The sequence below is a fragment of the Pseudomonas sp. B21128 genome, from assembly GCF_044218865.1.
Classification (GTDB): Bacteria; Pseudomonadota; Gammaproteobacteria; order Pseudomonadales; family Pseudomonadaceae; genus Aquipseudomonas; species Aquipseudomonas iridis.
Genome location: NZ_CP162590.1, coordinates 264,119 through 286,189 on the forward strand (window position 1 = coordinate 264,119; position 22,071 = coordinate 286,189).

At 59.1% G+C, this 22,071-nt stretch carries 17 protein-coding genes and 1 tRNA gene; 4 read left to right on the forward strand and 14 right to left on the reverse strand.

Annotated features, from left to right (window positions below):
- Positions 1-157 precede the first annotated feature (157 nt).
- The 3 genes from AB4P91_RS01210 to ptsP are packed head-to-tail and all read right to left on the reverse strand — an operon-like array spanning position 158 to position 5,705.
- Positions 158-1,891: a PTS fructose-like transporter subunit IIB gene (locus AB4P91_RS01210; protein WP_395604142.1), complete on the reverse strand. Its 1,734-nt coding sequence runs from the start codon at positions 1,889-1,891 to the stop codon at positions 158-160.
- Between the two features lie 11 nt (positions 1,892-1,902).
- Positions 1,903-2,844, reverse strand: coding sequence for a 1-phosphofructokinase (gene pfkB, locus AB4P91_RS01215; protein ID WP_395604143.1), 942 nt, complete (start codon positions 2,842-2,844; stop codon positions 1,903-1,905).
- Complete coding sequence (gene ptsP, locus AB4P91_RS01220) at positions 2,844-5,705, reverse strand: phosphoenolpyruvate--protein phosphotransferase (protein ID WP_395604144.1); 2,862 nt, start codon at positions 5,703-5,705, stop codon at positions 2,844-2,846. Before ptsP ends, pfkB begins: the two co-directional genes overlap by 1 nt.
- A 307-nt stretch (positions 5,706-6,012) precedes the next feature.
- Here ptsP and cra point away from each other — a divergent pair, with 307 nt between their 5' ends.
- Entirely contained in the window at positions 6,013-7,008 is a 996-nt protein-coding gene (cra, locus tag AB4P91_RS01225) for a catabolite repressor/activator (protein ID WP_150595082.1), read from the forward strand.
- 3 nt (positions 7,009-7,011) lie between these two features.
- On the forward strand, positions 7,012-7,788 hold the full coding sequence (locus AB4P91_RS01230; RefSeq protein ID WP_150595083.1) for a TatD family hydrolase: 777 nt from the start codon (positions 7,012-7,014) through the stop codon (positions 7,786-7,788).
- Between the two features lie 29 nt (positions 7,789-7,817).
- Here the strand turns inward: AB4P91_RS01230 and AB4P91_RS01235 are convergent, their stop codons facing one another.
- From AB4P91_RS01235 to AB4P91_RS01250, 4 genes are all read right to left on the reverse strand, one after another.
- Complete coding sequence (locus AB4P91_RS01235; protein WP_395604145.1) at positions 7,818-9,848, reverse strand: methyl-accepting chemotaxis protein; 2,031 nt, start codon at positions 9,846-9,848, stop codon at positions 7,818-7,820.
- A gap of 186 nt (positions 9,849-10,034) precedes the next feature.
- On the reverse strand, positions 10,035-10,874 hold the full coding sequence (ampE, locus tag AB4P91_RS01240; RefSeq protein ID WP_395604146.1) for a regulatory signaling modulator protein AmpE: 840 nt from the start codon (positions 10,872-10,874) through the stop codon (positions 10,035-10,037).
- Positions 10,871-11,431, reverse strand: a complete 561-nt coding sequence (gene ampD / locus AB4P91_RS01245; RefSeq protein WP_042557602.1) for a 1,6-anhydro-N-acetylmuramyl-L-alanine amidase AmpD — start codon at positions 11,429-11,431, stop codon at positions 10,871-10,873. The genes ampE and ampD overlap by 4 nt, the downstream gene beginning before the upstream one ends.
- Before the next feature lie 64 nt (positions 11,432-11,495).
- Positions 11,496-13,682, reverse strand: a complete 2,187-nt coding sequence (locus AB4P91_RS01250; protein WP_395604147.1) for a DUF1631 domain-containing protein — start codon at positions 13,680-13,682, stop codon at positions 11,496-11,498.
- A 394-nt stretch (positions 13,683-14,076) separates the two neighbouring features.
- Between AB4P91_RS01250 and nadC the strand changes: the two genes are divergently transcribed.
- Positions 14,077-14,925: a carboxylating nicotinate-nucleotide diphosphorylase gene (gene nadC / locus AB4P91_RS01255; protein WP_395604148.1), complete on the forward strand. Its 849-nt coding sequence runs from the start codon at positions 14,077-14,079 to the stop codon at positions 14,923-14,925.
- An 89-nt stretch (positions 14,926-15,014) separates the two neighbouring features.
- Here nadC and AB4P91_RS01260 read toward each other — a convergent pair whose 3' ends face one another.
- Positions 15,015-15,314, reverse strand: a complete 300-nt coding sequence (locus AB4P91_RS01260; RefSeq protein WP_150595087.1) for a DUF6388 family protein — start codon at positions 15,312-15,314, stop codon at positions 15,015-15,017.
- A gap of 274 nt (positions 15,315-15,588) precedes the next feature.
- Between AB4P91_RS01260 and AB4P91_RS01265 the strand changes: the two genes are divergently transcribed.
- A complete protein-coding gene (locus AB4P91_RS01265; RefSeq protein WP_150595088.1) occupies positions 15,589-16,083 on the forward strand; it encodes a hypothetical protein in 495 nt (164 codons plus the stop codon).
- 136 nt (positions 16,084-16,219) lie between these two features.
- Here the strand turns inward: AB4P91_RS01265 and AB4P91_RS01270 are convergent, their stop codons facing one another.
- The 6 genes from AB4P91_RS01270 to rbfA all read right to left on the reverse strand — a co-directional run bounded on the left by AB4P91_RS01270 (position 16,220) and on the right by rbfA (position 21,912).
- Complete coding sequence (locus tag AB4P91_RS01270) at positions 16,220-17,365, reverse strand: acyltransferase family protein (protein ID WP_395604149.1); 1,146 nt, start codon at positions 17,363-17,365, stop codon at positions 16,220-16,222.
- A gap of 282 nt (positions 17,366-17,647) precedes the next feature.
- A tRNA-Thr gene (locus AB4P91_RS01275) sits at positions 17,648-17,720 on the reverse strand.
- A gap of 157 nt (positions 17,721-17,877) precedes the next feature.
- Positions 17,878-19,983 carry a polyribonucleotide nucleotidyltransferase gene (pnp, locus tag AB4P91_RS01280; RefSeq protein WP_150596494.1) on the reverse strand — a complete coding sequence of 702 codons (2,106 nt, stop codon included), beginning with the start codon at positions 19,981-19,983 and terminating at the stop codon, positions 17,878-17,880.
- Between the two features lie 193 nt (positions 19,984-20,176).
- Entirely contained in the window at positions 20,177-20,446 is a 270-nt protein-coding gene (gene rpsO, locus AB4P91_RS01285; RefSeq protein WP_003176135.1) for a 30S ribosomal protein S15, read from the reverse strand.
- A 142-nt stretch (positions 20,447-20,588) separates the two neighbouring features.
- The gene (gene truB, locus AB4P91_RS01290) at positions 20,589-21,506 is read right to left on the reverse strand and encodes a tRNA pseudouridine(55) synthase TruB (RefSeq protein ID WP_034154423.1); all 918 of its coding nucleotides are present in this window, start codon (positions 21,504-21,506) and stop codon (positions 20,589-20,591) included.
- Positions 21,507-21,510: 4 nt separating this feature from the next.
- Positions 21,511-21,912, reverse strand: a complete 402-nt coding sequence (gene rbfA, locus AB4P91_RS01295; RefSeq protein ID WP_042557596.1) for a 30S ribosome-binding factor RbfA — start codon at positions 21,910-21,912, stop codon at positions 21,511-21,513.
- Positions 21,913-22,071 lie beyond the last annotated feature (159 nt).

Genomic DNA, 22,071 nt, shown 5'->3' on the forward strand with positions numbered 1-22,071 from the left:
TGGAAAAAGGAAAACTTAAGCACGGATGTATGAAGCCACAATGACAACCCATAACACTGTGGGAGCGAGCTTGCTCGCGAATGCGGTGTGTCAGCGAAACAAATATCGACTGACACGACGTCTTCGCGAGCAAGCTCGCTCCCACAAGGAATATGTGTCAGGCCTTCACGGGCTCCAGCGCCAACTCCACCGCTTCCGGGCGTTTGACCGTCGCATACACAACGGCAGTCAACAAACTCCCCGCAACAATCGCCAGCAGATACAGCAATGCGTGGTTGATCGCATTCGGAATCGCCAATACAAACAACCCACCGTGCGGGGCCATCAGCTTGCAGCCGAAGTACATCGACAGCGCGCCGGTCAATGCACCACCGGCAACGCTCGCCGGGATCACCCGCAGCGGGTCTTTCGCGGCAAACGGAATCGCCCCTTCGGAGATAAAGCACAGCCCCAGCACGAACGCCGCTTTACCGGCCTCGCGTTCGGTCTGAGCGAATTTGCGTCGGGCAATGAACGTGGCGATGCCGAGACCAATCGGTGGCACCATCCCCGCCGCCATGGTCGCGGCCATCGGGGCATAACTCTGCGACGCCAACAGCCCCACCGAGAACGCGTAAGCCGCCTTGTTGATCGGCCCGCCGAGGTCGACACACATCATGCCGCCGAGCAATACACCGAGCAGAATCGCGTTGGTGGTCCCCATGCTGTCGAGGAAATGCGTGAGCGCCGCGAGCATGTCCGCGACCGGTTTGCCGACCACGTAAATCATCACCAGCCCGGTGAACAGGCTGGCGAACAACGGGATGATCAGAATCGGTTTCAAGGCTTCAAGGCTTTGCGGCAATGCGACATAACGACTGATCGCCTTCGCCGCGTAACCGGCAATGAATCCGGCGACGATCCCGCCGATAAACCCTGCGCCCAGGGTGCTCGCCAGCAAACCGCCGATCATCCCCGGCGCCAGGCCCGGACGGTCGGCAATCGAATAGGCGATGTACCCGGCCAGCAGCGGCACCATCAACTTGAACGCGGTTTCGCCGCCGATCTGCATCAGCGCTGCCGCCAGCGTGCCTTCTTCCTTGAACGCGGTGATGCCGAACACGAATGACAACGCGATCATCAAACCGCCCGCCACCACCATCGGCAGCATGAACGACACACCGGTCAGCAGATGTTTGTAGACCCCGGTTTTCTCGGATTTTGCCGGTGCCTTGCCGTCACCGGCAGCGCTTTCCTGCACGCCTTCCGCCAGCGCTTTTTTCAGCGTGTCTTCCGATTTCTTGAGCGCAACGCCGGTGCCGCAGCGGTAGATTTTCTTGCCGGCGAAACGCTCGGTGGCGACTTCGATGTCCGCCGCCAGCAGGACCACATCTGCCTCGGCAATTGCCGTCGCGCTCAACGGTGTTTTCGCGCCGACCGAGCCTTGGGTTTCGACCTGCAAGTCATAACCCAGACGCTTGGCCGTTTGCTGCAACGCTTCGGCCGCCATAAAGGTGTGGGCAACACCGGTCGGGCACGCAGTGATCGCCACGATGCGCGGTGCACGGGCCGCAACAGCAGCGGGAACAGCTTCGGTAGCGACGTAGATTTGCGCTTCTTCAGCACCACGGCGCAGTACCGCTTCGACATCCTGCAGGGCTTGCGCAGGTGCAATCTGGAAGACCCGTTTGCCGACAAAACGTGTCATGTCGACGTTGCCGGTGGCGACCAGCAACACCCACTCCGCCGCCGCGATGGTGGCAGCCGACAATTCACGTTCGGGGTGCGCAGCGTCGACCACTTCGACGCTGGTGCTCCAGCCCTGACGCTGGGCCGCTGCATCGAGCAAACGGGCGCACAGCACACTGGTGACCATGCCGTTCGGGCAGGCCGTAACAATGGCTAACTTCATGACAAACCCTCTTATTGTTCTGTCAGGGGGCGCACGCGCACGCCCTGTTCGAGCAGCGCCAGTTGCGCGACGTCGTTGATGCCAAAACCGATCTGCGTGACCGCCAGCGCAGCAATCGCCGTGGCCGTGCGCAGGGTTTGCTCAGGCGTGTCAGCACTGAGCAAACCGTGAAGCATGCCCGCCAACAGCGAGTCACCGGCACCGACCGTGCTGGCGACGCTGACCTTGGGCGGCGAGGCATGCAGCGCCGAGCCGACGCTGAACCAGTTCACGCCGTCGGCGCCATGGGAGATCACCACATGGTCGATGCCTTGTGCGTGCAGTTGCGCCGCCGCTTGAACCTCGGCCGCACGGGAAACCACTTCGCAACCGAGTGCATCGGCCAGCTCTTCGGTGTTCGGCTTGATCAGCCACGGCCTGGCCTGCAACGCAGCGCGCAACGCTTCGCCGCTGGTGTCGAGGGCGACTCTCAGACCGAGTTGATTCAGCCGTTCGATCAGTTCACGCAGCCACTGCGCAGTCACACCACGCGGCAGACTGCCAGCGACCACCACCGCATCGTGCCCCGGTGCAATCTGCACCAAACGATCGAGCAACGCCTGTTGCGCCGCTGCATCAACCATCGGCCCCGGGCCGTTGATGTCGGTGATGCGCCCGTCGCGCTCAGCGATTTTGATGTTGCTGCGCGTCTCGCCCGGTACGCGGATGAATGCGTCAACAAATCCGCGTTTGGCGAACAGCGTTTCGAATGCTTGCAGGTTGTCTTCACCCAGAAAGCCGCTGACGGTCAGTTGATGGCCGAGGTCGGCCAACACTTGGGCAACGTTCACGCCTTTGCCGGCAGCATGGGTGTGCATTTCGTCGCTGCGGTTGACCTGACCGGCCGTCAGCACCGACAGCTCGACCGTGAGGTCCAGCGCCGGGTTGAGGGTCAGGGTAAGAATCCTGGCCATTACAGGGCCTCCACTAATGCGCGCACTTCGTTGGCGCTGCCCACGCTGAGGGCTTGTTGAGCAACGGTTTGCGCCTGGGTCAGGCTGAGTTCGCGAATGCGTGCCTTGACCTCGGCAATGCTGCGCCCGGACACACTCAGTTCATCCACACCGAGGCCGACCAACACCGGCACCGCCAGCGGATCGGCCGCCAATTCGCCGCACACGCCCACCCATTTGCCATGGGCATGCGCCGCACGCACGGTGATGTCGATCAGTTGCAGCACCGCCGGGTGCAAGCCATCCGCCTGTGCCGACAGCGTCGGGTGACCGCGGTCGATGGCCAGGGTGTATTGCGTCAGGTCGTTGGTGCCGACGCTGAAGAAATCGACTTCTTTGGCCAATACCGGTGCGAGCAATGCGGCGGATGGCACTTCGATCATGATCCCCAGTTGCAGATCAGCCACCGGGATTTCCAGGCGCAAGCGCTCGGTCATGTCGCGGGCCTGACGCCATTCGTCGACGCTGCCCACCATCGGGAACATGATCCGCAGCGGCCGGTTATCCGCGGCCCGCAGCAAGGCGCGCAACTGCGCTTCCATGATCTGCGGACGCTGCAACGTCAGGCGAATCCCGCGGACACCGAGGAACGGGTTTTCTTCCTTGGCGATCGGCCAATACGGCAGCGGCTTGTCGCCGCCAACATCCAGCGTGCGCACCACCAGCGGCCGCCCGGCGAGGCCATCGAGGACTCGGCGATATTCGGCTTCTTGCGTGGCTTCGTCCGGCGCTTGCGGGTGCGCCATGAAAATCAGTTCGGTGCGCAGCAAACCAATGCCTTCCGCGCCCTGCTCCACCGCGCTGATCACGCCAGCGCTTTCGCCGATGTTGGCGAACACTTCGACGGCGTGACCATCGGTGGTGTGCGCCGGCTGATGGCGTTGTTCGGCGGCGGCTTTAAGGCGTTGCTCGCGGGTGTCGCGTTCTTCGACGGCGCGTTGCAACGTTGCCGCATCGGCGTCGACATGCAGACGACCGCGTTGCCCGTCGAGCAGCAACGGCGTGCCCGGCGCCAGCAACAGCACGGCCGCGCCAGCGCCGACCAGCGCCGGAATGCCGAGGGCACGGGCGACGATTGCGCTGTGTGCGGTCGCGCCGCCGCGCGCGGTGAGAATCCCTGCCACGCGCGCCGGATCAAGCCGCGCAACATCGGACGGGCCAACCTCGTCCATCACTAGAATGTACGGCTGCTCAGGCTCACTTGGCGTCTGCACGCCGCACAGCTGCGCCAGCACGCGACGACCGATGTCGCGCAGATCCGCCGCACGTTCGGCGAGCAAGGCGTCCTGCAGCGATTCCTGTTGTTTGGCGGCCGCTTCGATCACCGCCATCCACGCCGCTTCGGCGCTTTCACCTTGCTTGAGGCGCGTGTCGACTTCGTCGGTGAGTTCCGGGTCGTCGAGCATCTCTTGATGGGTGATGAAAATCTCGCGGATCGCTTTGGCTTTGCTGCGTTCGATCAACCCTTGAATGTCATTGCGCACGTCACTGAGCGCTTGCTTGAGACGCTTGCGCTCGACGGCGGCGGATTCGCCACGCAACGGGTATTCGATGGTTTGTTGCACTTGAATATGCGCCGGGCCGATGGCGATCCCCGGTGCGGCGGGGATCGCGTGCAACTGAGTACCGGACGCCGGAGCGATCAACACTTCGGCGATGTCGGCGAAGACTTCGCGCTGCTGACTCACGGCGGGCAGCGGCTCGACTTCTTCACCGAGGCCTTCCTCGATGGCGGCGAGCAGCGCAGGCAAGGCATCGGCGGCGATGCTCGGTTCGGCGATCAATTCCAGCACCTGACCGCGACGGGCGCCGAGGCTGAGCAGTTTGCTGAGGCTTTTCACCGACACGGCGCTGTCCTCACCGTCGACAATGCGCACGCGAATCTCGCCATCAAAACTCTTCGCCAGTTGCGCCAGGATCTTCGCCGGCCGCGCGTGCAAACCGTGGGCATTGGCCAGCGCGATACGGGCGCTTGGCCAGTCGGCCGGCAACTCACCGCCGAGCACTTCAAGGACTTTACGGCTGCTGGTGGCCCGACCCAATTCATGGCCGCGGCCTTCGATGAGCAACGCACACAGGCGTTCCAACAGGGCCTGATGCGCCTCGCCGAGGCTGGCCAGACAGAACAGACCGCTCAGTGGCTGGCCGAGGTAACGCATCGGTTTATCCGGGGTGACAAACGCCAGGCCCGGACGCTTCACGGTTTGCTCGCTGTGCAGCCACCACAGGCCATCGCCCAATGGCAGCGCTTCGACTTGCTGCAATACCGCGGCGAAACCGTTGCTCACGCAATCTGCCTGGCGCAGCAGACGCGCGCCACGCCAGACCAGTTCTTCAAAATCGTCAGCGGAAACGCCGAGGCCGATCATCTGCGCGTCCAGCGCCAGCTCCTGCGGTGCGCCTTGCAGCAGTTTCAGCAGCGCTTCAGGAGAACTGGCGCGACGCAGGGCCTGGCCCAGATCGGTCTCGCCGAGTGCACGGGTGAGCAGTTGCAGCAAACGCAAGTGTTCGTCGGATTTGGCGGCAATGCCGATGGCCAGATAAACAATCTGGCCGTCGCCCCAATCGACACCCTCAGGGAACTGCATCAGGCGCACGCCGGTGGTAAACACCAGTTCGCGGGTTTCGGGGGTGCCGTGGGGAATGGCAATACCTTGACCGAGAAAGGTCGAGCCCTGCGCCTCACGCGCCTGCAATCCTGCGAGGTATCCGTCGGCGACCAGACCATCGGCCACCAGATGACTGGCCAGCAATTGCAGAGCAGCGGGTTTATCCACAGCCGATTGGCCCATGGATATCTGCTCTATAGTGAGCTCGAGCATGCGATCTCCTTTTTGGCGTTTTATGGCGCCAGGTATTGTTCTGAATTGTTTGCAGCTTAGGCGCTGTCGGCCATCCTTTTCAGGGGCAATTTTGGCGGTTTTACGGCAGAACCGGCCAAGGGCGTCTAAAACGTAGAAAATACGCTTGCTGAAACGTTTAATCTAGATTGATCGGCACGTTACTCGATAATGTCTCATCCTTGAAGTCCAACTTGTCGGATGCGCGTAGGCAATAAGTCGTCTGCCCTTATCGGGTAGGATTGGCGAAAATCTCGCGGCATGCTCGAAATAACAAGGAAATCCCGAGTTGAAACTCAGTGATATCGCGCGGTTGGCCGGAGTGTCCGTGACCACCGCGAGCTACGTCATCAACGGCAAGGCCGAACAGCAACGCATCAGCACCGCGACCGTCGAGCGAGTACGTGCGGTGGTCGAGCTGCACGGCTTTACGCCCAACCCACAAGCGGCGGGACTGCGCAGCCGGCATACCCGCACGTTGGGTTTCATCCTGCCGGATCTGGAAAACCCCAGCTACGCGCGGATCGCCAAGCTGCTGGAGCAAGGTGCGCGTGCGCGCGGCTATCAGTTGCTGATCGCCAGCTCCGACGATGCGCCGGACAGCGAGCGCAAACTGCTGCAATTGTTTCGCGCGCGGCGTTGTGATGCGCTGATTGTCGCCAGTTGCCTGCCACCCGGTGATGACAGCTATCTTCAGTTGCAGGCCAAGGGGCTGCCGATCATCGCCATCGACCGGGTCATGGAGCCGGAGCATTTCTGTTCGGTGATCAGCGACGACCGCGAGGCCAGTCTGCACCTGACCCAGAGCCTGCTCGACCCGCAGCTTAAACAGATCGTGCTGCTCGGCGCCCGCCCGGAACTGAGCATCAGCCAGGAACGTGCCGCCGGTTTCAGACAGGCCCTCGTCGACTTCAAAGGCGAAGTGCTGGTCGAGCACGCCGAGTCCTTCAGTCGTGACTGCGGCAAGCAATTGATGGAAGAACTCCTGCAACGTCTGGGGCATTTGCCGGACGCGCTGGTAACCACGTCCTACGTGTTGTTGCAGGGAGTGTTCGATGCGCTGCATGACTTCCCGCTCAAGTCACGGCCGCTGCGCCTCGGCACGTTTGGTGACACGCAACTGCTCGACTTCCTGCCGCTGCCGGTCAACGCCATGGCCCAGCAGCATCAACTGATTGCCGACAAGGCGCTGGAACTGGCATTGGCCGCCGTCGAACAGTCGCAATACCAGCCTGGCGTGCAAGCGATTGCACGGACCTTCAAGCAGCGTATTCACCGGGACTGAACCGTGGAGCTGATCGACAGCCACACCCACCTGGACTTCCCCGACTTCGACGCCGATCGCTCGGCGCTGCTGGCCGAAAGCCGCGCCCTTGGGGTGCGGCGGATGGTAGTGCTGGGTGTCGATGAAGGTAACTGGCAGCGGGTGTGGGATCTGGTGCAGAGCGATTCGGATCTGTACGCGGCGTTCGGTTTGCATCCGGTGTATCTGGATCAGCATCGTCCCGAGGATTTACAGACCCTCGGCGATTGGCTGACGCGATTGCGCGGCCATCGGCAGTTGTGTGCAGTCGGCGAGATAGGTCTGGATTACTTCATCGAAACGCTGGACCGCGAGCGGCAACAGGCGTTGTTCGACGCGCAACTGCAACTGGCGGCGGATTTCGATTTGCCGGCGCTGATCCATGTGCGGCGCAGTCACGCGGCAGTGATTGCCACGCTCAAGCGTTTTCGTTTGAAGCGGGCCGGGATCATCCACGCGTTCGCCGGCAGCCGCGAGGAAGCACGGGAATACATCAAACTCGGTTTCAAACTCGGCCTCGGTGGCGCCCCGACCTGGCCACAGGCGTTGCGCATGCATCGGGTGCTGGCGGATTTGCCACTGGATTCAATTGTGCTGGAAACCGATTCACCGGACATGGCGCCTGCAATGTTCCCCGGCGTGCGCAACAGCCCGGCGCACTTGCCGGCGATTTGCACAGCGCTCGCCGGCCTGATGAATATCTCCCCTCAACAACTTGCCGCGGCCAGCACCGCCAATAGCTGCGCCGTGTTCGGCTGGTAGTTGGAAGCACTTTCCCCTGTGGGAGCGTCTCAAACCCGAAAGGCGCTGATCAGCTGTTTGAGCTCCACGACCTGGGCGGACAGTGCGCGGCTGGCGTCTTCAGTCTGGTGCGCCCCTTGCGCCGTGCGCTCACCTGCGCGGTTGATCTCGACAATGTTCTGATCAATGTCATGAGCCACCGCCGTCTGCTGCTCCACCGCCGCGGCGATTTGCTGATTCTGATCGACGATCATTCCGACGGCGCCAAGGATATTTTCCAGCGCTTGCTGAACCTTTTCCGACTGCCCGACCGTGCCGCTGGCCATTTGATGGCTGACACCCATCGCCTTGACCGCCGCACCCACGCCGCCGTGCAGTTTGGCGATCATCTGTTCGATTTCTTCGGTCGATTGCTGGGTGCGTTTGGCCAGCGTGCGCACTTCGTCCGCCACCACCGCAAAACCGCGTCCCTGCTCACCCGCACGCGCCGCTTCAATCGCCGCGTTGAGCGCCAGCAGGTTGGTCTGCTCGGCAATACTCTTGATCACTTCCAGAACGCGGCTGATCGCCTGGCTGTCACTGGCCAATTGGTTGATCACCAGCACTGACTGATCGATCTCGCTGGCCAACGCCGCGATGCTGCCCTGCTGTGACTCCACCAGCCCACGCCCGCTGATGGTTTCGTCATTCACGCTGTGGGCGCTGCTCACCGCCGCTGCGGCGCTGCGCGCCACCTCAAGGGATGTCGCCGACATCTGGTTCATGGCCGTGGCCACTTGTTCGATCTGCGAGCGTTGCCCGGCAACGGCCAGATTGCTTTGCGCCGACACACTTTCCACTTGCCCGGCCTGGCGTTCAACTTCGCCAACGGTTTGCCCGACCCGTTCAATCAAGTCGTGAATTTTCTTTACCGTGCCATTAAACACTTCGCCCAACTCGCCTAATTCATCGCGGCTACTGGCCTTGAAGTTGACGGTCATGTCGCCAGCCGCGACCTTGTCCATCATCGCGCCGAGGCGTTTGAGTGTGGTGCGGGTCGACGCGTAGAAGCCGCCATACAGATAGAAAATCAGCACGAACACCACCGACAACGCCACAGCCTGCAAGACCATGTGCGTGCGGTTTTGCGTCAGGCGCTGCTGTAATTGCGTGTCGAGAAATTTCAGGGTGTCTTCGTTGAGCTGGTAGGTCTTGTCGATGAGCGCAGTCGTCTGGTCGTAAAACGCCTGCCACGGTGCATCGAGCGTGTCGGCCATCACCACGTGTTCTTCGAACAGTTCGCTCGCCTGCTTCAGCGAAGCCTTACTAATGTCAGCCGAACCGCTGAGCGTTTCGTGCGCGGCTTTGCTCGAGCCGAGGGCGTCCTGCAGTTTCAAGGCGTATTCGGCCTGGAGCTTTTCGATCTGCACCAGTAACTCGTCAAAACGGGTGCTCGACGAACTGTTGAGGAAACCCTGCCCCAGCGAATACGACCCCATGGCCCGGCCTTCACCGAGGGTTTGCGTCACAGTGGGCGTGATCAGGGTGACGAGTTCGCTGAGTTGACGGATGTCGCCCTGGTTGTCGCGGCTCAGACCGGCCTGACTGGTAATGATCTGGCTGAAAATCTGCGCACTGGCCAACAATTTGCCGATCAACGCACTTTTGCTTTGCAGGGAGTTTTCCGCTTGCTGGGCCTTGAACGCAGCAATCATTTCATCGCGCTTGCCGTCGAACGCCTTGATCTGTTCAGGGTCGTCGGTCATTGCCGCCAAGCCTTCCAGGCGTGCCAGTACGGCTTGTTCGAGAGTGGTGATCTGCGATTCGACATTGCCAGCCTTGCCGGATTGGCCGAGGGTGACGTTGATCTGCACCAGATTGTTCAGGGTTTCCAGATCGCGGCGCAGGCTCAGGCTGCTGCCGAGCAGATCAAGGCTTTGCAGCTCGACCCGGGTGCCTTGGAATTCACGATAGGAATCGCGCACCAGATAGAAATTGGTCACCAGCATCGGCACCAGAAACAGCACGCTGATCAGGCTGAACTTCATGCCGAAGCTCAGACGATTCATCAGCGAGACGGCGGGATAGAGCAAGCTCTTCACTGGAAGTCTCCCTTGGTTTTTCTTGTTTTTATTGGCAGGCGCGCGGGTACAGCAGATAGCCACTATCGGGCGCCATCTCTGTATAGCTCAAATCGAAGGGAGGTTTTGTAACTTAAGGTTAACAGCGAAAAGATCGCAGCCTCTGCAGAGGGTCAAAGGCTACGATTTTCAGATCTGGATTCAGAGTCAGTGAATCAAAACGATCCACAAGGCGAACCCTGCGTACCACAACACTGCCGCACGCAGCAGCAGTTCCCAGAGGCAATCGAGGGTGTTGATGCCTTCCGGCCCTACCACAGGAGGCGGAATCTCTCCCGCCGCCAACCCGACCTTGTTAATAAGCTGCGCAGCGCTGATGTTCCAGTTCAGCAATTCATGCAGCATCACCCGGCTGACCGCAACGAAGTTGCCGACCAAGGCAAAACTCGCCGCCAACAGACGCACCGGCACCCAGTCAAAGGCGTGGCGCAGTTGCGCGGCACGTTCGACCAGCGCCGGGTTCTGACCGTGCTCCTGGGCCAGCGCCAACAAGCGATAGGCCAATGCCGCCACCGGACCGAGCAGGAAATACCAGAAGATCACGGCGAAGAAGCTTTGATAGGCCTGCCACAACAAATGCGCCTGCACCCGATCGAGCAACTGCTCACCGCTGTCGGCACCGATATTCAGATCGCGCTTGGCCACATGCGCCGCGGCTTGCAAATCCTCACGCCGCCAGGCATCGCGAAACGGCCCGAGACCGCCGAGCAGGTCGCCGCGCCCCAGGCTATAAATCACCACCAGCAAATGCACCGGCAGGGCCAGCAAGCCATACGCCACCGGCTCCAGCACCACCAGCAACAGGGCCAGCAACGCCACCGGCAGCAGCACCAGAATCGTCAGTACCAGCCATGGCTGTTTGGCCAGCCGCTCGCTGGTTTCGAGTTTGTTCAGTTCGCGAATCCATCCGCCATCGCGTTGAACCCGATGGCGCAGGGCCGAGAATTTCTCGATCCAGAGCGCCAGCAGTAACACCAGAAAACTCATTGTCCTTCCTCTTGTGCCAGGGCCGCGCGGTAACGCGCCCAGTCGAATGCCGGGCCAGGATCGGTCTTGCGCCCGGGTGCAATGTCGCTGTGCCCGCAAATGCGGGCGCCGGTGATAGCCGGAAATGCTGTCTGCAACTGACGGGTCAGCGCCGTCAACGCCTGATACTGCGCATCGGTGAACGGCAGATCATCGGTGCCTTCAAGTTCAATACCCACGGAAAAATCGTTACAGGTTTCGCGCCCTTCAAAAATCGATACGCCGGCATGCCACGCCCGCTCAAGACAGGAGACAAACTGGGTGACCTTGCCGTCACGTTCAATCAGAAAATGCGCCGAGACCCGTAAGTCGGCAATCCCTGCAAAGTAGGGATGTTCGGTGACATCCAGACGATTCTGGAAAAATTCCTGCACCTTGCCGGTGGCGAACTGCGCCGGCGGCAGGCTGATGTTGTGGATAACCAACAGGGAGATTTCGCCCGCAGGGCGCTCATTGAAGTTGGGCGATGGGCAAGTCTGCACCCCGTGACACCACCCGCTAGCGGGATCCAACTGCATACCGATTCCTTCAACGCCGACTGTGTTGGCGCCCAGTATGCCGTGATCGGCCCCCGGCGCGCGATCACTTGGCGCGATTGAGTCGCCGCAGATTGCCCAACACCGACTCCAGCGCCCGATCGAACAACAGGGTATCGTCCAGCGCACGCACCGCACCACGCTGGAACTCAAGAGCCAGGCCGATGCGACTGCGCTCCAGCACTTTCATGCCGGTACGGTCGACAAACACGTACTTGCCCGTCGCTTCTATGATTGCCGCGAGCTTGCAGCGCAGGGTGTTTTCCTCGTCTTCCTGAAATGCAACCCAACTGCCCAGATGCAATTGAGCCACCTGCTGCAGGCCTACGTCGTGTTGGGACAGACGCGCCGAGGCTAGCGTCGTTTCAGCCTCTTGCGCCATTGGCAGGACGATCTGCTGCGACACCTCGATCATCGCCGGCGCCTCGGCCTGAGCAGACCCACCGGTACGCTCGAGCACGCGCACATGCAGCGTTTCCAGCCCAGCGAAAAATTCGCTGGTGGCGAACGGATCGAATGCGCAGCGGGTCAGGCCATCGCGCAGCGACTTCAGCAACCCTGGCACCAGCGCCAGCAGACGCATACCAGCGTCAGTATCGTCGTGGTGCTGAACACTCCAGATGAGTTGCTCCATGGTCTGCACATCAGCTTGCCATTCGGCGGACGGGTCGCCATGTTTGAGGCAGGTCAGCAGCAACACCTTGCTCCAGGCGTCCTGCACGAAGGTCACCACCGACGGCGGCAAGACTTTGCCCAACAGTGCCAGATTCAACGCCTGCTCGACGCGTCGCCGCGCCAGTTCGGTTTTCGCCCGCCCCTCTTCCGCATCGCGCAGACGTTGCTCGAGGAGTTCACTGCGCCGACGCTGATCACTGGTGAAAGCGAGGAAGTCAGCCAACAGTTCGGAGAATATCGCCGGATCATCGACAAAATCGGTCAGCAGGCGCTGCACCACTTGTTCGATGCGAAGATACAGACTGTCGCGCGCATCACTGTCGCAATCCCCCCAGCCCATGGCCGCATCGGCGATTTCATTGAGCAGACGCCGCGCCGGGTGATTACTGCGACTGAAGAAACTCTTGTCGAGTACCGCGACCTTGAGCATCGGAATCTGCAATCGGGCGATCAAGGCCTTGAGCGAGTCCGGCAGATTGCGGTCTTCGAGGATGCAGTCGAAGACCATGGCGATCAGGTTGATCACATCCTCATCAGCGCCTCCGACGATTCGCGACTTGCCCGTTCTGACGCTGACCCGCGTCAGTAATTGCTCAAGCTGGTTACGCAGGTCGAAATCGTCCTGCGCCGCCAGCGCCGGCACATACTGCTGCAAATGCGAGAGCAGGCGCAGCAGGTCGCGCGTGGTGATCGGCTGGGCGCAGGCGCCTGATTCGAGGCTCGGCGCAACACTGCCGCGCACGTTCAGCAGCAACCCCTGCAACGCAGCGAAAACTTCCTGGACACTCTCGTCCGCCGCTACGGGCTCGGCGCTTTCTTCGCGACTGATACTGGCCGCCGCACGATCAATCGCGCGTCGCGCCGGGGCCGGTTTCAGCTCAGGCAACACGCCGGTAGCGCTGAGCAGCTGATTGGCCTCGGCATATAACTGTTCGGTGTCGGCCAGCACATAGCGCTCGAACAGCTTGAGCAGGATCAGCTTGACCTTGATCTCAACGCCCAGATTACGGCCGGCCTGCAAAAAGAATTCACAGAGCAGCGCCGGGCCGAGCGGGTTGTGTTGATCGGCAAAGGAATTATCCAGCAATGCGTTGAGGCGTGCCGTCAGTTGCCCCAAGGCGAAGCCATCACGCTTGAGCACGCGGCCGACCATGGTCTCCACGGCGACGGTGCGTTCCATGTCGTCGGTGCGCGGCGCCGAGTCTTCGAACAGCAACGGGTGCGGCAGCGTGTTGTGCGCGGATTGGTATTGAGTGAGGCCGACAAAAGCATCGAAGAACTGCTCGAGAAAGCCCCGCTCGATGTTTTTGCGTTTGAGGCGCAAGTCGCGCATCGCTTCAAAAAAGATGTTCTGCTCGACGTCGTTGCGTGCCCGGTCAGCCATTTCGAACAGGGTGTCGTCGGCATTATCGAACAGCTCCTGCAACCCGTGGCGCAGTTGCTGGGCAGCCTTGTCGCGAACCTGAAGCAGAATCACAGGCAGGCGGGCGAGAGGCGAGTGATTCGCCTGATCGGCAGAGGCCTTGTACAAAGGCACCACTTTCCCGTCGTTGTGCATCCAAGCCTCCTGAAACGGTGATTCTTTCGGTGAGTCAGGACACCGCCCCTGTGGAAGCGAGCTTGCTCGCTAAGGCGATCTGTCGGTGACATCGCGGGTGAGTATTACCCCCGCATTTGGGAGCAAGCGCGCTCCCACAGGGTTGAACCCTTCAGCAAAAAAAGACGTCAAGCCTATGACGTCAAATACAAGGCGGATTATCTTGCAAAAGATGTCATCAGCGCCATAGGCGTCAGGGTTTCCCCTATGCCCGCCCAGTCACCCTCAACTGACCACGCCCCACTGGGGTTTACTCAAAGAAATCGACCAGCTGCGGCCTGGCTCGCAAGTTCTTGCCTTGGGTTGGCTCGCGCCATGCCCCTATAATCGAATCACTTTGTTTGTGGAGCCCGTTATGCCGAATCTACGTCTCGCCGATTTGACCGCCGAAATCGAAGCCAACGTGCGCCGTGCGTTGCTCGAAGACATCGGCAGCGGCGACATCACCGCGCAACTGATCCCGGCCGAACGTCTGGCCAAAGCCACCATCATCACTCGCGACGACGCCGTTATCTGCGGCACGGCATGGGTCGATGCGGTGTTTCGCCAGCTCGATCCACGGGTGGCGGTGCATTGGCAGGTAATCGATGGCGAGCGGGTCAAACCCAATCAGCCACTGTTTCATCTGGAGGGCCCGGCCCGTTCGCTATTGACCGGTGAACGCAGCGCCTTGAACTTCCTGCAATTGCTTTCCGGTGTGGCGACTCGCGCGCAGTATTTGGCAGACTTCGTGGGCGAGACTCAGGTCAAGCTGCTCGACACCCGCAAGACCCTGCCAGGCCTGCGTCTGGCGCAGAAATATGCCGTGACCTGTGGCAGCTGCCACAACCATCGCATCGGCCTGTACGACGCGTTCCTGATCAAGGAAAACCACATCGCTGCCAGCGGTGGCATCGCGCAAGCCATTGCCGCCGCGCACAAGATTGCCCCGGGCAAACCTGTAGAAATCGAAGTGGAAAGTCTGCAAGAGCTGAAGGAAGCGCTGGAGGCCGGTGCCGACATCATCATGCTCGACGAACTGAGCCTGGACGACATGCGTGAAGCCGTGCGCCTGAACGGCGGCAAGGCAAAACTGGAGGCCAGCGGCGGCATCAACGAGAACACGCTGCTGCCGATCGCCGAAACCGGGGTGGATTACATCTCGATTGGCGCGATGACCAAGGATGTGAAGGCGGTGGACCTGTCGATGCGTCTCAGCCTTTAAATTGCAGTGGCAAGTCCAGCGCTGCAAGCTGCAAGCCAAAGCTGTTGCGCTTTGACTTGTCGCTTGCGGCTTGGAGCCTGTAGCTCTCGTCAAACGACGAGATTGTTCATCTCGCAGTATTCTTGCCACTCGACGCCAAGCACTTCAGCCGCCTCCTTGTGCAGAACAAGACGCTGGGCCTCGAACTCCTCCGGCGTGCTTGTGTACTTGAGCGTCAGCTCCCACGGCTGCAAACCCTGGGCTTCAGCTTCGTCTTCGAACGCCCACTGGATCTGATCTTTCTGATCATCGGGACTCAAGTCCTTGATCTCTTCCTTCAGATCGGGCACGTCCAGAATGTACTTTTCCAGCGCTTGTTCGTGGCGTTGCTCTTGAGTTAATTCGGTCATGTCGTTCTCGCTGATCATAGGAATGGAAGATGGATCTGGATCATCAAGGATCTCTCTGACGCGGATTGTCCGGCCTTCGGAACCATTCGGGATCATCTGAAAACTGCAGGGCGATGCTCATGCAGGCACCGAATATAGGACGTTTGCATGAGAAATTACACGGCTCTTTACATCTCTCTCACAAAAAGCTGACCTGCGGAACATAAACGCCGATCCCCAGTCATAGCGATGTGCCACTTCGGCACTCATCCGCTGTTCACAAGGAAAACCAGTGATGCGCAGCTTTTTGAAAATTTCTTCTGTTGTGTCCACGACTGCTCTGATCGCCGCTCTGGCGTTGCCGGCAAGCGCAATGGCTGTTGAGTTGAGCAACAGCAGCCCGTCCTATGGCGACAAGGTTCCTCTAATTCACAACGATTACGGCAAAGACGTCGTCATCCGAAGTGACATCAGCATCGATGAACTGAAAAAGATGCGCGACACCGTCAGCGATCAATCGCGCCAGATCGAAGAGCTCAAGCGCAGCAGCGGCTCCAGTTCCAGCTCCAGCGGCAAGGAACTCGACGAATTGAAGACCAAGGTCAAAGAACAGGATCGTGAGTTGGAAACTCTCGGCCGCCAGGTTGAAGAGCTCAAGCGCAACAGTGGCTCAAGCTCCAATTCGAGCAGCAGTGAAATTTCGAACCTGAAGCAGAAGATCAACGATCAAGACCGAGCGATGGACCAGCTCAAACGTACCGTCGAGGATCTGAGCCGCAAGGTGAAATAAAGGGGGCGAGCCCAAGATAAGAGCCGAATTTACCGCCTTCCCTCTTTATTGATGGGGAAGGCGGCATATTTGGCTGAGGAATGGACTAATTGAATCACTGTTGCGAAGAGCTCGTCCTGCTTGGGAGCTCCAGGTTTCAGATTGCGGACTCAGAAGGCTTGAGCTTCAGGCGGGCCGCATCGTAGATCCGCATGATCCCTTTTTGACACGGCTTCTCTACGAATTTCCAGATGAATGCCGCGCAGGCGATGGAGGCGATCGCTACGAACCAGAAGCGGGTGTATGGGCCGTAATCCGACAGCAGCTGCTCCTGCGTGGTCAGTCGGATGATGACCTGGTGAATCAGGTAAATCGAAAAGCTGATTTCACCCAGGAACACCAGTGGACGCCACGACAAGGCTCTCGACACAAAACCTTTGTCCATATAAAAGCATGTGATAACTGCGGCAAAGAGCAGAGCCATCGATGAATGCCGGACAAACTCAGAGAGAGCGACCTGCGAAGCACCAACAAACATCGATGCGGAAACGCTGAGTATTGGCGTAATGAATATGATCGACAGGATAGCCGCAACCTCTAGAAAGGTTGCTGGGCCTTTCTTGATTGAATTCAGATCAAGACCAGACAGCAGTCGCTGACAAACAATCCCAAGCATGAACTCTTGAATTCGACTAATTGGACTTATGTAGACCAGACCATGCGACGAGACTTGATCGAGTTTGTCTGCTGCGTAATAGACGACACCCAACGCATCGAGAGAATATGCGAAGAGTCCGCCCAGGGCGATAGCGGCACACAGCTTAAGCACTGGTTTGCTGGAGAACCAAAGCAGCAAAAGCGGGAATGTCATATAAAAGAATATTTCAGTTGAAATACTCCAAGATACGGCGTTGAAGGAAAAGTAAACGTCGGGGATCGGAACCGCAGCGTGCAGCATCAGCAAGTTCAGAATCAGAACATAGACATAATGAGCTGACTCTAATATCTCGCGCTGATAAGGAATGCAGACCAATAGCATCAACGTACAAAACGCATGCGCAGGCCAAAGCCTTGCAAAACGTGCAGCATAGAATCGTGAAAGCCCGCCGCGAATGCCTTTCTCCGAATAAACGTGAGAAAGAATAAAGCCGGACAAAACGAAGAAAAAAGTTACGCCTGCGTCAAGCGGAAGTCCGCGCAAGAAATCAGGTGGGAAAAAATTTCCTTTGGCATGGTGGATTAGAATCGCGAATGCCGCAAAAAATCGGAGGGCCGTTAGCCCCCCAATCTGCTTTGCACTCATTATGTGACATACCCTGTCATTTGATTTTTCCGGATATTATCACGATTGTCTCTTGCCAATGGTCACCGCCGACCTGCCGTATGTTGGATTACGTAGTTTCGTAAACAAGAGCCACTTCGCCTTAAAGAAAGCCGATGGCGCCGTCGATCAAACCGATGAAGAAACGCTGAGTCCAACCACGGGTTGCGGCGCATCCATCGCAAATACGCAAGGCCGCGAAAGAAAAGGCGGTCCGATCCGGGGGGATTTGAAACTCGGCGAGAGACAGCGAAAGTAGATTTTTGCCCGAGACAGGAATCGAACCTGCGACCTTCGCGTTACGAGTGCGCTGCTCTACCGGCTGAGCTACACGGGCGGTGGAGTAAACCTAGCACCGGTTTTCACAAACGCAAAGTTCGCAGCGCCTGCACGGCTCACCTCAGGCTGCGATTTTTTATGGTTTTCCACAGACAAAAAAATGCCCCGCCGTTTTCACGGCGGGGCATTTTTATTGCGCTAAAACTTTGGGGTGATTAAACGCCCGAAGCCTTGGCCGCTGCCACGTCTTTGATGGACAGCTTGATACGGCCGCGGTTGTCCACGTCCAGTACCAGCACTTCCACTTCCTGGCCTTCTTTCAGGATGTCAGTCACTTTCTCAACGCGAGCGTCGCTCAACATCGAGATGTGAACCAGACCGTCCTTGCCCGGCAGGATGTTGACGAATGCGCCGAAGTCGACGATGCGCTCAACCTTGCCGACGTAGATCTTGCCGATCTCGGCTTCAGCGGTGATGCCCAGAACGCGCTGACGTGCAGCTTCAGCAGCTTCCTTGGTTTCGCCGAAGATCTTGATCGAACCGTCGTCTTCGATATCGATCGAAGCCTTGGTCTCTTCGCAGATCGCACGGATGGTCGCGCCACCTTTACCGATAACGTCACGGATCTTGTCGGTGTCGATTTTCATCGCGATCATGGTCGGAGCATTTTCCGACAGCTCGTTACGCGACTGACCAATAATCTGGTTCATCTGGCCGAGGATGTTCAGGCGCGCTTCCAGGGCTTGGCCCAGAGCGATTTCCATGATCTCTTCGGTGATGCCCTTGATCTTGATGTCCATCTGCAGCGCGGTAACACCTTTGGCGGTACCCGCTACTTTGAAGTCCATGTCGCCCAGGTGGTCTTCGTCACCGAGGATGTCGGTAAGAATGGCGAACTTCTCGCCTTCTTTAACCAGACCCATGGCGATACCGGCAACCGGCGCCTTCATCGGAACACCAGCGTCCATCAGGGCCAGGGAAGCGCCGCACACGGAAGCCATAGAGCTCGAACCGTTGGATTCGGTGATTTCCGAAACCACGCGGATGGTGTACGGGAACACGTCAGCGGCTGGCAGCATGGCAGAAATCGAACGACGGGCCAGACGGCCGTGACCGATTTCGCGACGACCAGCACCACCCATGCGACCGCACTCGCCCACCGAGAACGGAGGGAAGTTGTAGTGCAGCATGAACGGGTCTTTTTTCTCGCCTTCCAGGGTGTCCAGCAGCTGTGCGTCACGGGCAGTACCCAGAGTCGCGACTACCAGAGCCTGGGTTTCACCACGGGTGAACAACGCCGAACCGTGAGTCTTCGGCAGAACGCCGACTTCGATGTTCAGCGGACGTACGGTTTTGGTGTCGCGACCGTCGATACGTGGCTTGCCGTTTACGATGTTTTCGCGAACGGTGCGGTATTCGATTTCGCCGAAAGCAGCTTTGACGTCGCTGGACGAAGGCTGGCCTTCTTCACCGGACAGCTTGGCCACAACCTGATCCTTCAACTCGCCCAGGCGAGCATAACGGTCGGCCTTGACGGTGATGGTGTAGGCGTCGGAGATCGCAGTGCCGAACTCGGAGCGGATAGCGCCCAGCAGCTCAGTCGCTTCGGCTTGTGGAGCCCAGGCCCAGGTAGGCTTGGCAGCTTCAGCAGCCAGTTCTTTAACCGCGTTGATCACAACCTGGAACTCGTCGTGAGCAAACAGTACAGCGCCCAGCATCTGGTCTTCGGTCAGCTCTTTGGCTTCCGATTCAACCATCAACACGGCTTCCGAGGTACCGGCAACGACCATGTCCAGGCTCGATGCTTTCTGTTGCTCGTAAGTCGGGTTCAGCAGGTAGCCGGTGCTTTCGTGGAAAGCAACGCGAGCGGCGCCGATCGGACCGTCGAACGGGATGCCCGAGATGGCCAGGGCAGCCGAGGTACCGATCATCGCCGCGACGTCCGGATCGGTCTTTTTGCTGGTGGAAACGACGGTGCAGACAACCTGCACTTCGTTCATGAAACCTTCTGGGAACAGCGGACGGATCGGACGGTCGATCAGTCGGGAAGTCAGGGTTTCTTTCTCGGAAGGACGGCCTTCGCGCTTGAAGAAACCGCCAGGGATCTTACCGGCAGCGTAAGTCTTTTCCTGGTAGTGAACGGAAAGAGGGAAGAAGCCTTTGCTTGGGTCTGCGTGCTTCGCGCCAACAACGGTCACCAGTACGGTCACGTCGTCATCAACGGTAACCAGCACTGCGCCGGAGGCTTGACGGGCAATACGGCCTGTCTCGAGGGTAACGGTCGACTGACCGAACTGGAATTTTTTGATTACCGGGTTCACGGTGTCCTACCTTCTTTGTGGCTCTTGGGGAACTGGTTTCTTGCGAAATTCTTGGGCAATGCCGGGAATCGGCCCGACGCCTGTCCAGGGTAAAACGTGTATCCAGATAAAACTTGAGGCTGGGAGCCTGCCGGAAGCCCGCGGAAAACCGCGGACGTCTGACAAACAACCAACCTCAGAGCGCAATCGCTTATTAGCGACGCAGACCCAGGCGACCGATCAGAGCCTGATAACGACCCAGATCCTTGCCTTTCAGGTAATCCAGCAGCTTGCGACGCTGGTTTACCATGCGGATCAGACCACGACGGGAGTGGTGATCTTTACCGTTGGCCTTGAAGTGACCCTGCAGCTTGTTGATGTTGTGAGTCAGCAGTGCAACTTGCACTTCTGGCGAACCAGTGTCACCAACAGCTTGCTGGTAGTCAGCAACGATTTGAGCTTTTTCTTGAACGTCGAGAGCCATGAGGCAATCCTTTTATCAGGAAACTGTTTCAGGGAAACAGCTTCAACAGGCCAGGGACAAATCCCTGTATCTATAAATGAGTCGTGACCGTGCCTGTTAACAGCCACACTCGCCAGCCTGCTGTTACACAGACTGGTTTCGGTCATTCTGACCGAATCAAACGACGTGGCGCGATGCGCCCGTCTTCGCTCACTTCACCGATACCGATGAAGCGACCATTGTGATCCTGTACCCGCACCATGCCGAACTTCGGAGCATCCGGGGCACGTACCGGCTGGCCGTTGAGCCAGTAGAACGCGCTCGCTTCCGAGAAGTGCAGCAGCGGCCAATCCAGCAAGCCGCTGTCCGATGGCATCAGGAAGCGGTCGACCGCTTCGTTGCCGCCTTCGGCATGTACCGCTTCAAGCTCTTCGAGGGTAACGGTCTGCGCCAGGGTGAAAGGCCCGGCCTGGGTACGACGCAATTCTGCGACGTACGCACCACAACCGAGTTGCTCACCAATATCCTCCACCAGGGTGCGAATATAGGTGCCCTTGCTGCAATCCACCGCAAGCCGCGCAGTATCGCCTTCGAAGGCCAGTAATTCCAAGCGCGCAATAGTAACAGAACGCGGTTCACGCTCCACTACTTCGCCTGCACGGGCCAGCTTGTACAGCGGCTGGCCATCACGCTTGAGCGCTGAGTACATCGGCGGTATCTGACTGATTTGGCCGCGAAATTTCGGCAAGGCAGCTTCGACATCGGCGCGACCAACGGTCACCGGGCGTTCCTGCAAAACCTCACCTTCGGCATCCGCCGTGGTGGTGGTCTTGCCCAGTTGCGCCAGGGTTTCATAACCCTTGTCGGAATCGAGCAGGTACTGCGAGAACTTGGTGGCCTCACCAAAGCACAACGGCAGTACACCGGTGGCCAGTGGGTCGAGACTGCCAGTGTGCCCGGCTTTCTCGGCATTGAGCAGCCAGCGAACCTTCTGCAGCGCGGCGTTTGAGGTGAACCCCAGCGGCTTGTCGAGCAGGATGATGCCGCTGACGTTACGACGGATACGTTTGACCTGAGCCACCGAGTTACTCCTTGGTGTCTTCAGGTGCTGGAACGACAACGTGCTGATTGTCTTCAGCAACAGCGCGCTCGATCAACGCCGACAGGTGCGCACCACGGACAACGGATTCGTCGTAGTGGAAGTGCAATTGCGGCACGCTGCGCAGCTTCATTTCGCGGGCCAGTTGCATACGCAGGAAACCTGCGGCGGCATTCAGTACCTTGATGCTTTGCGCGATATCTTCTGCGTTGTCCTGCCCCATCACGGTGATGAAAATCTTCGCGTGACCGACGTCACGACTGACTTCCACTGCGGTAATAGTCACCAGGCCGACGCGCGGATCTTTGACTTCACGACGGATCAGCTGGGCCAGCTCACGCTGCATCTGATCGCCGATACGTTGGGTACGGCTGTATTCTTTTGCCATGATTTGTTACCTGTTACTGCCCCACGGTGAAACCCGCGAGGTCTGAAAGCGGCAAACGCCCGGCCTGACAAAAGCCAGACCGGGCGTTGCGTTTAGAGTCCTGACGCCGTGCCGCGCATTTTCATGCGACGGCCCGACGTGGCCCTTGAAGTGCGCGAG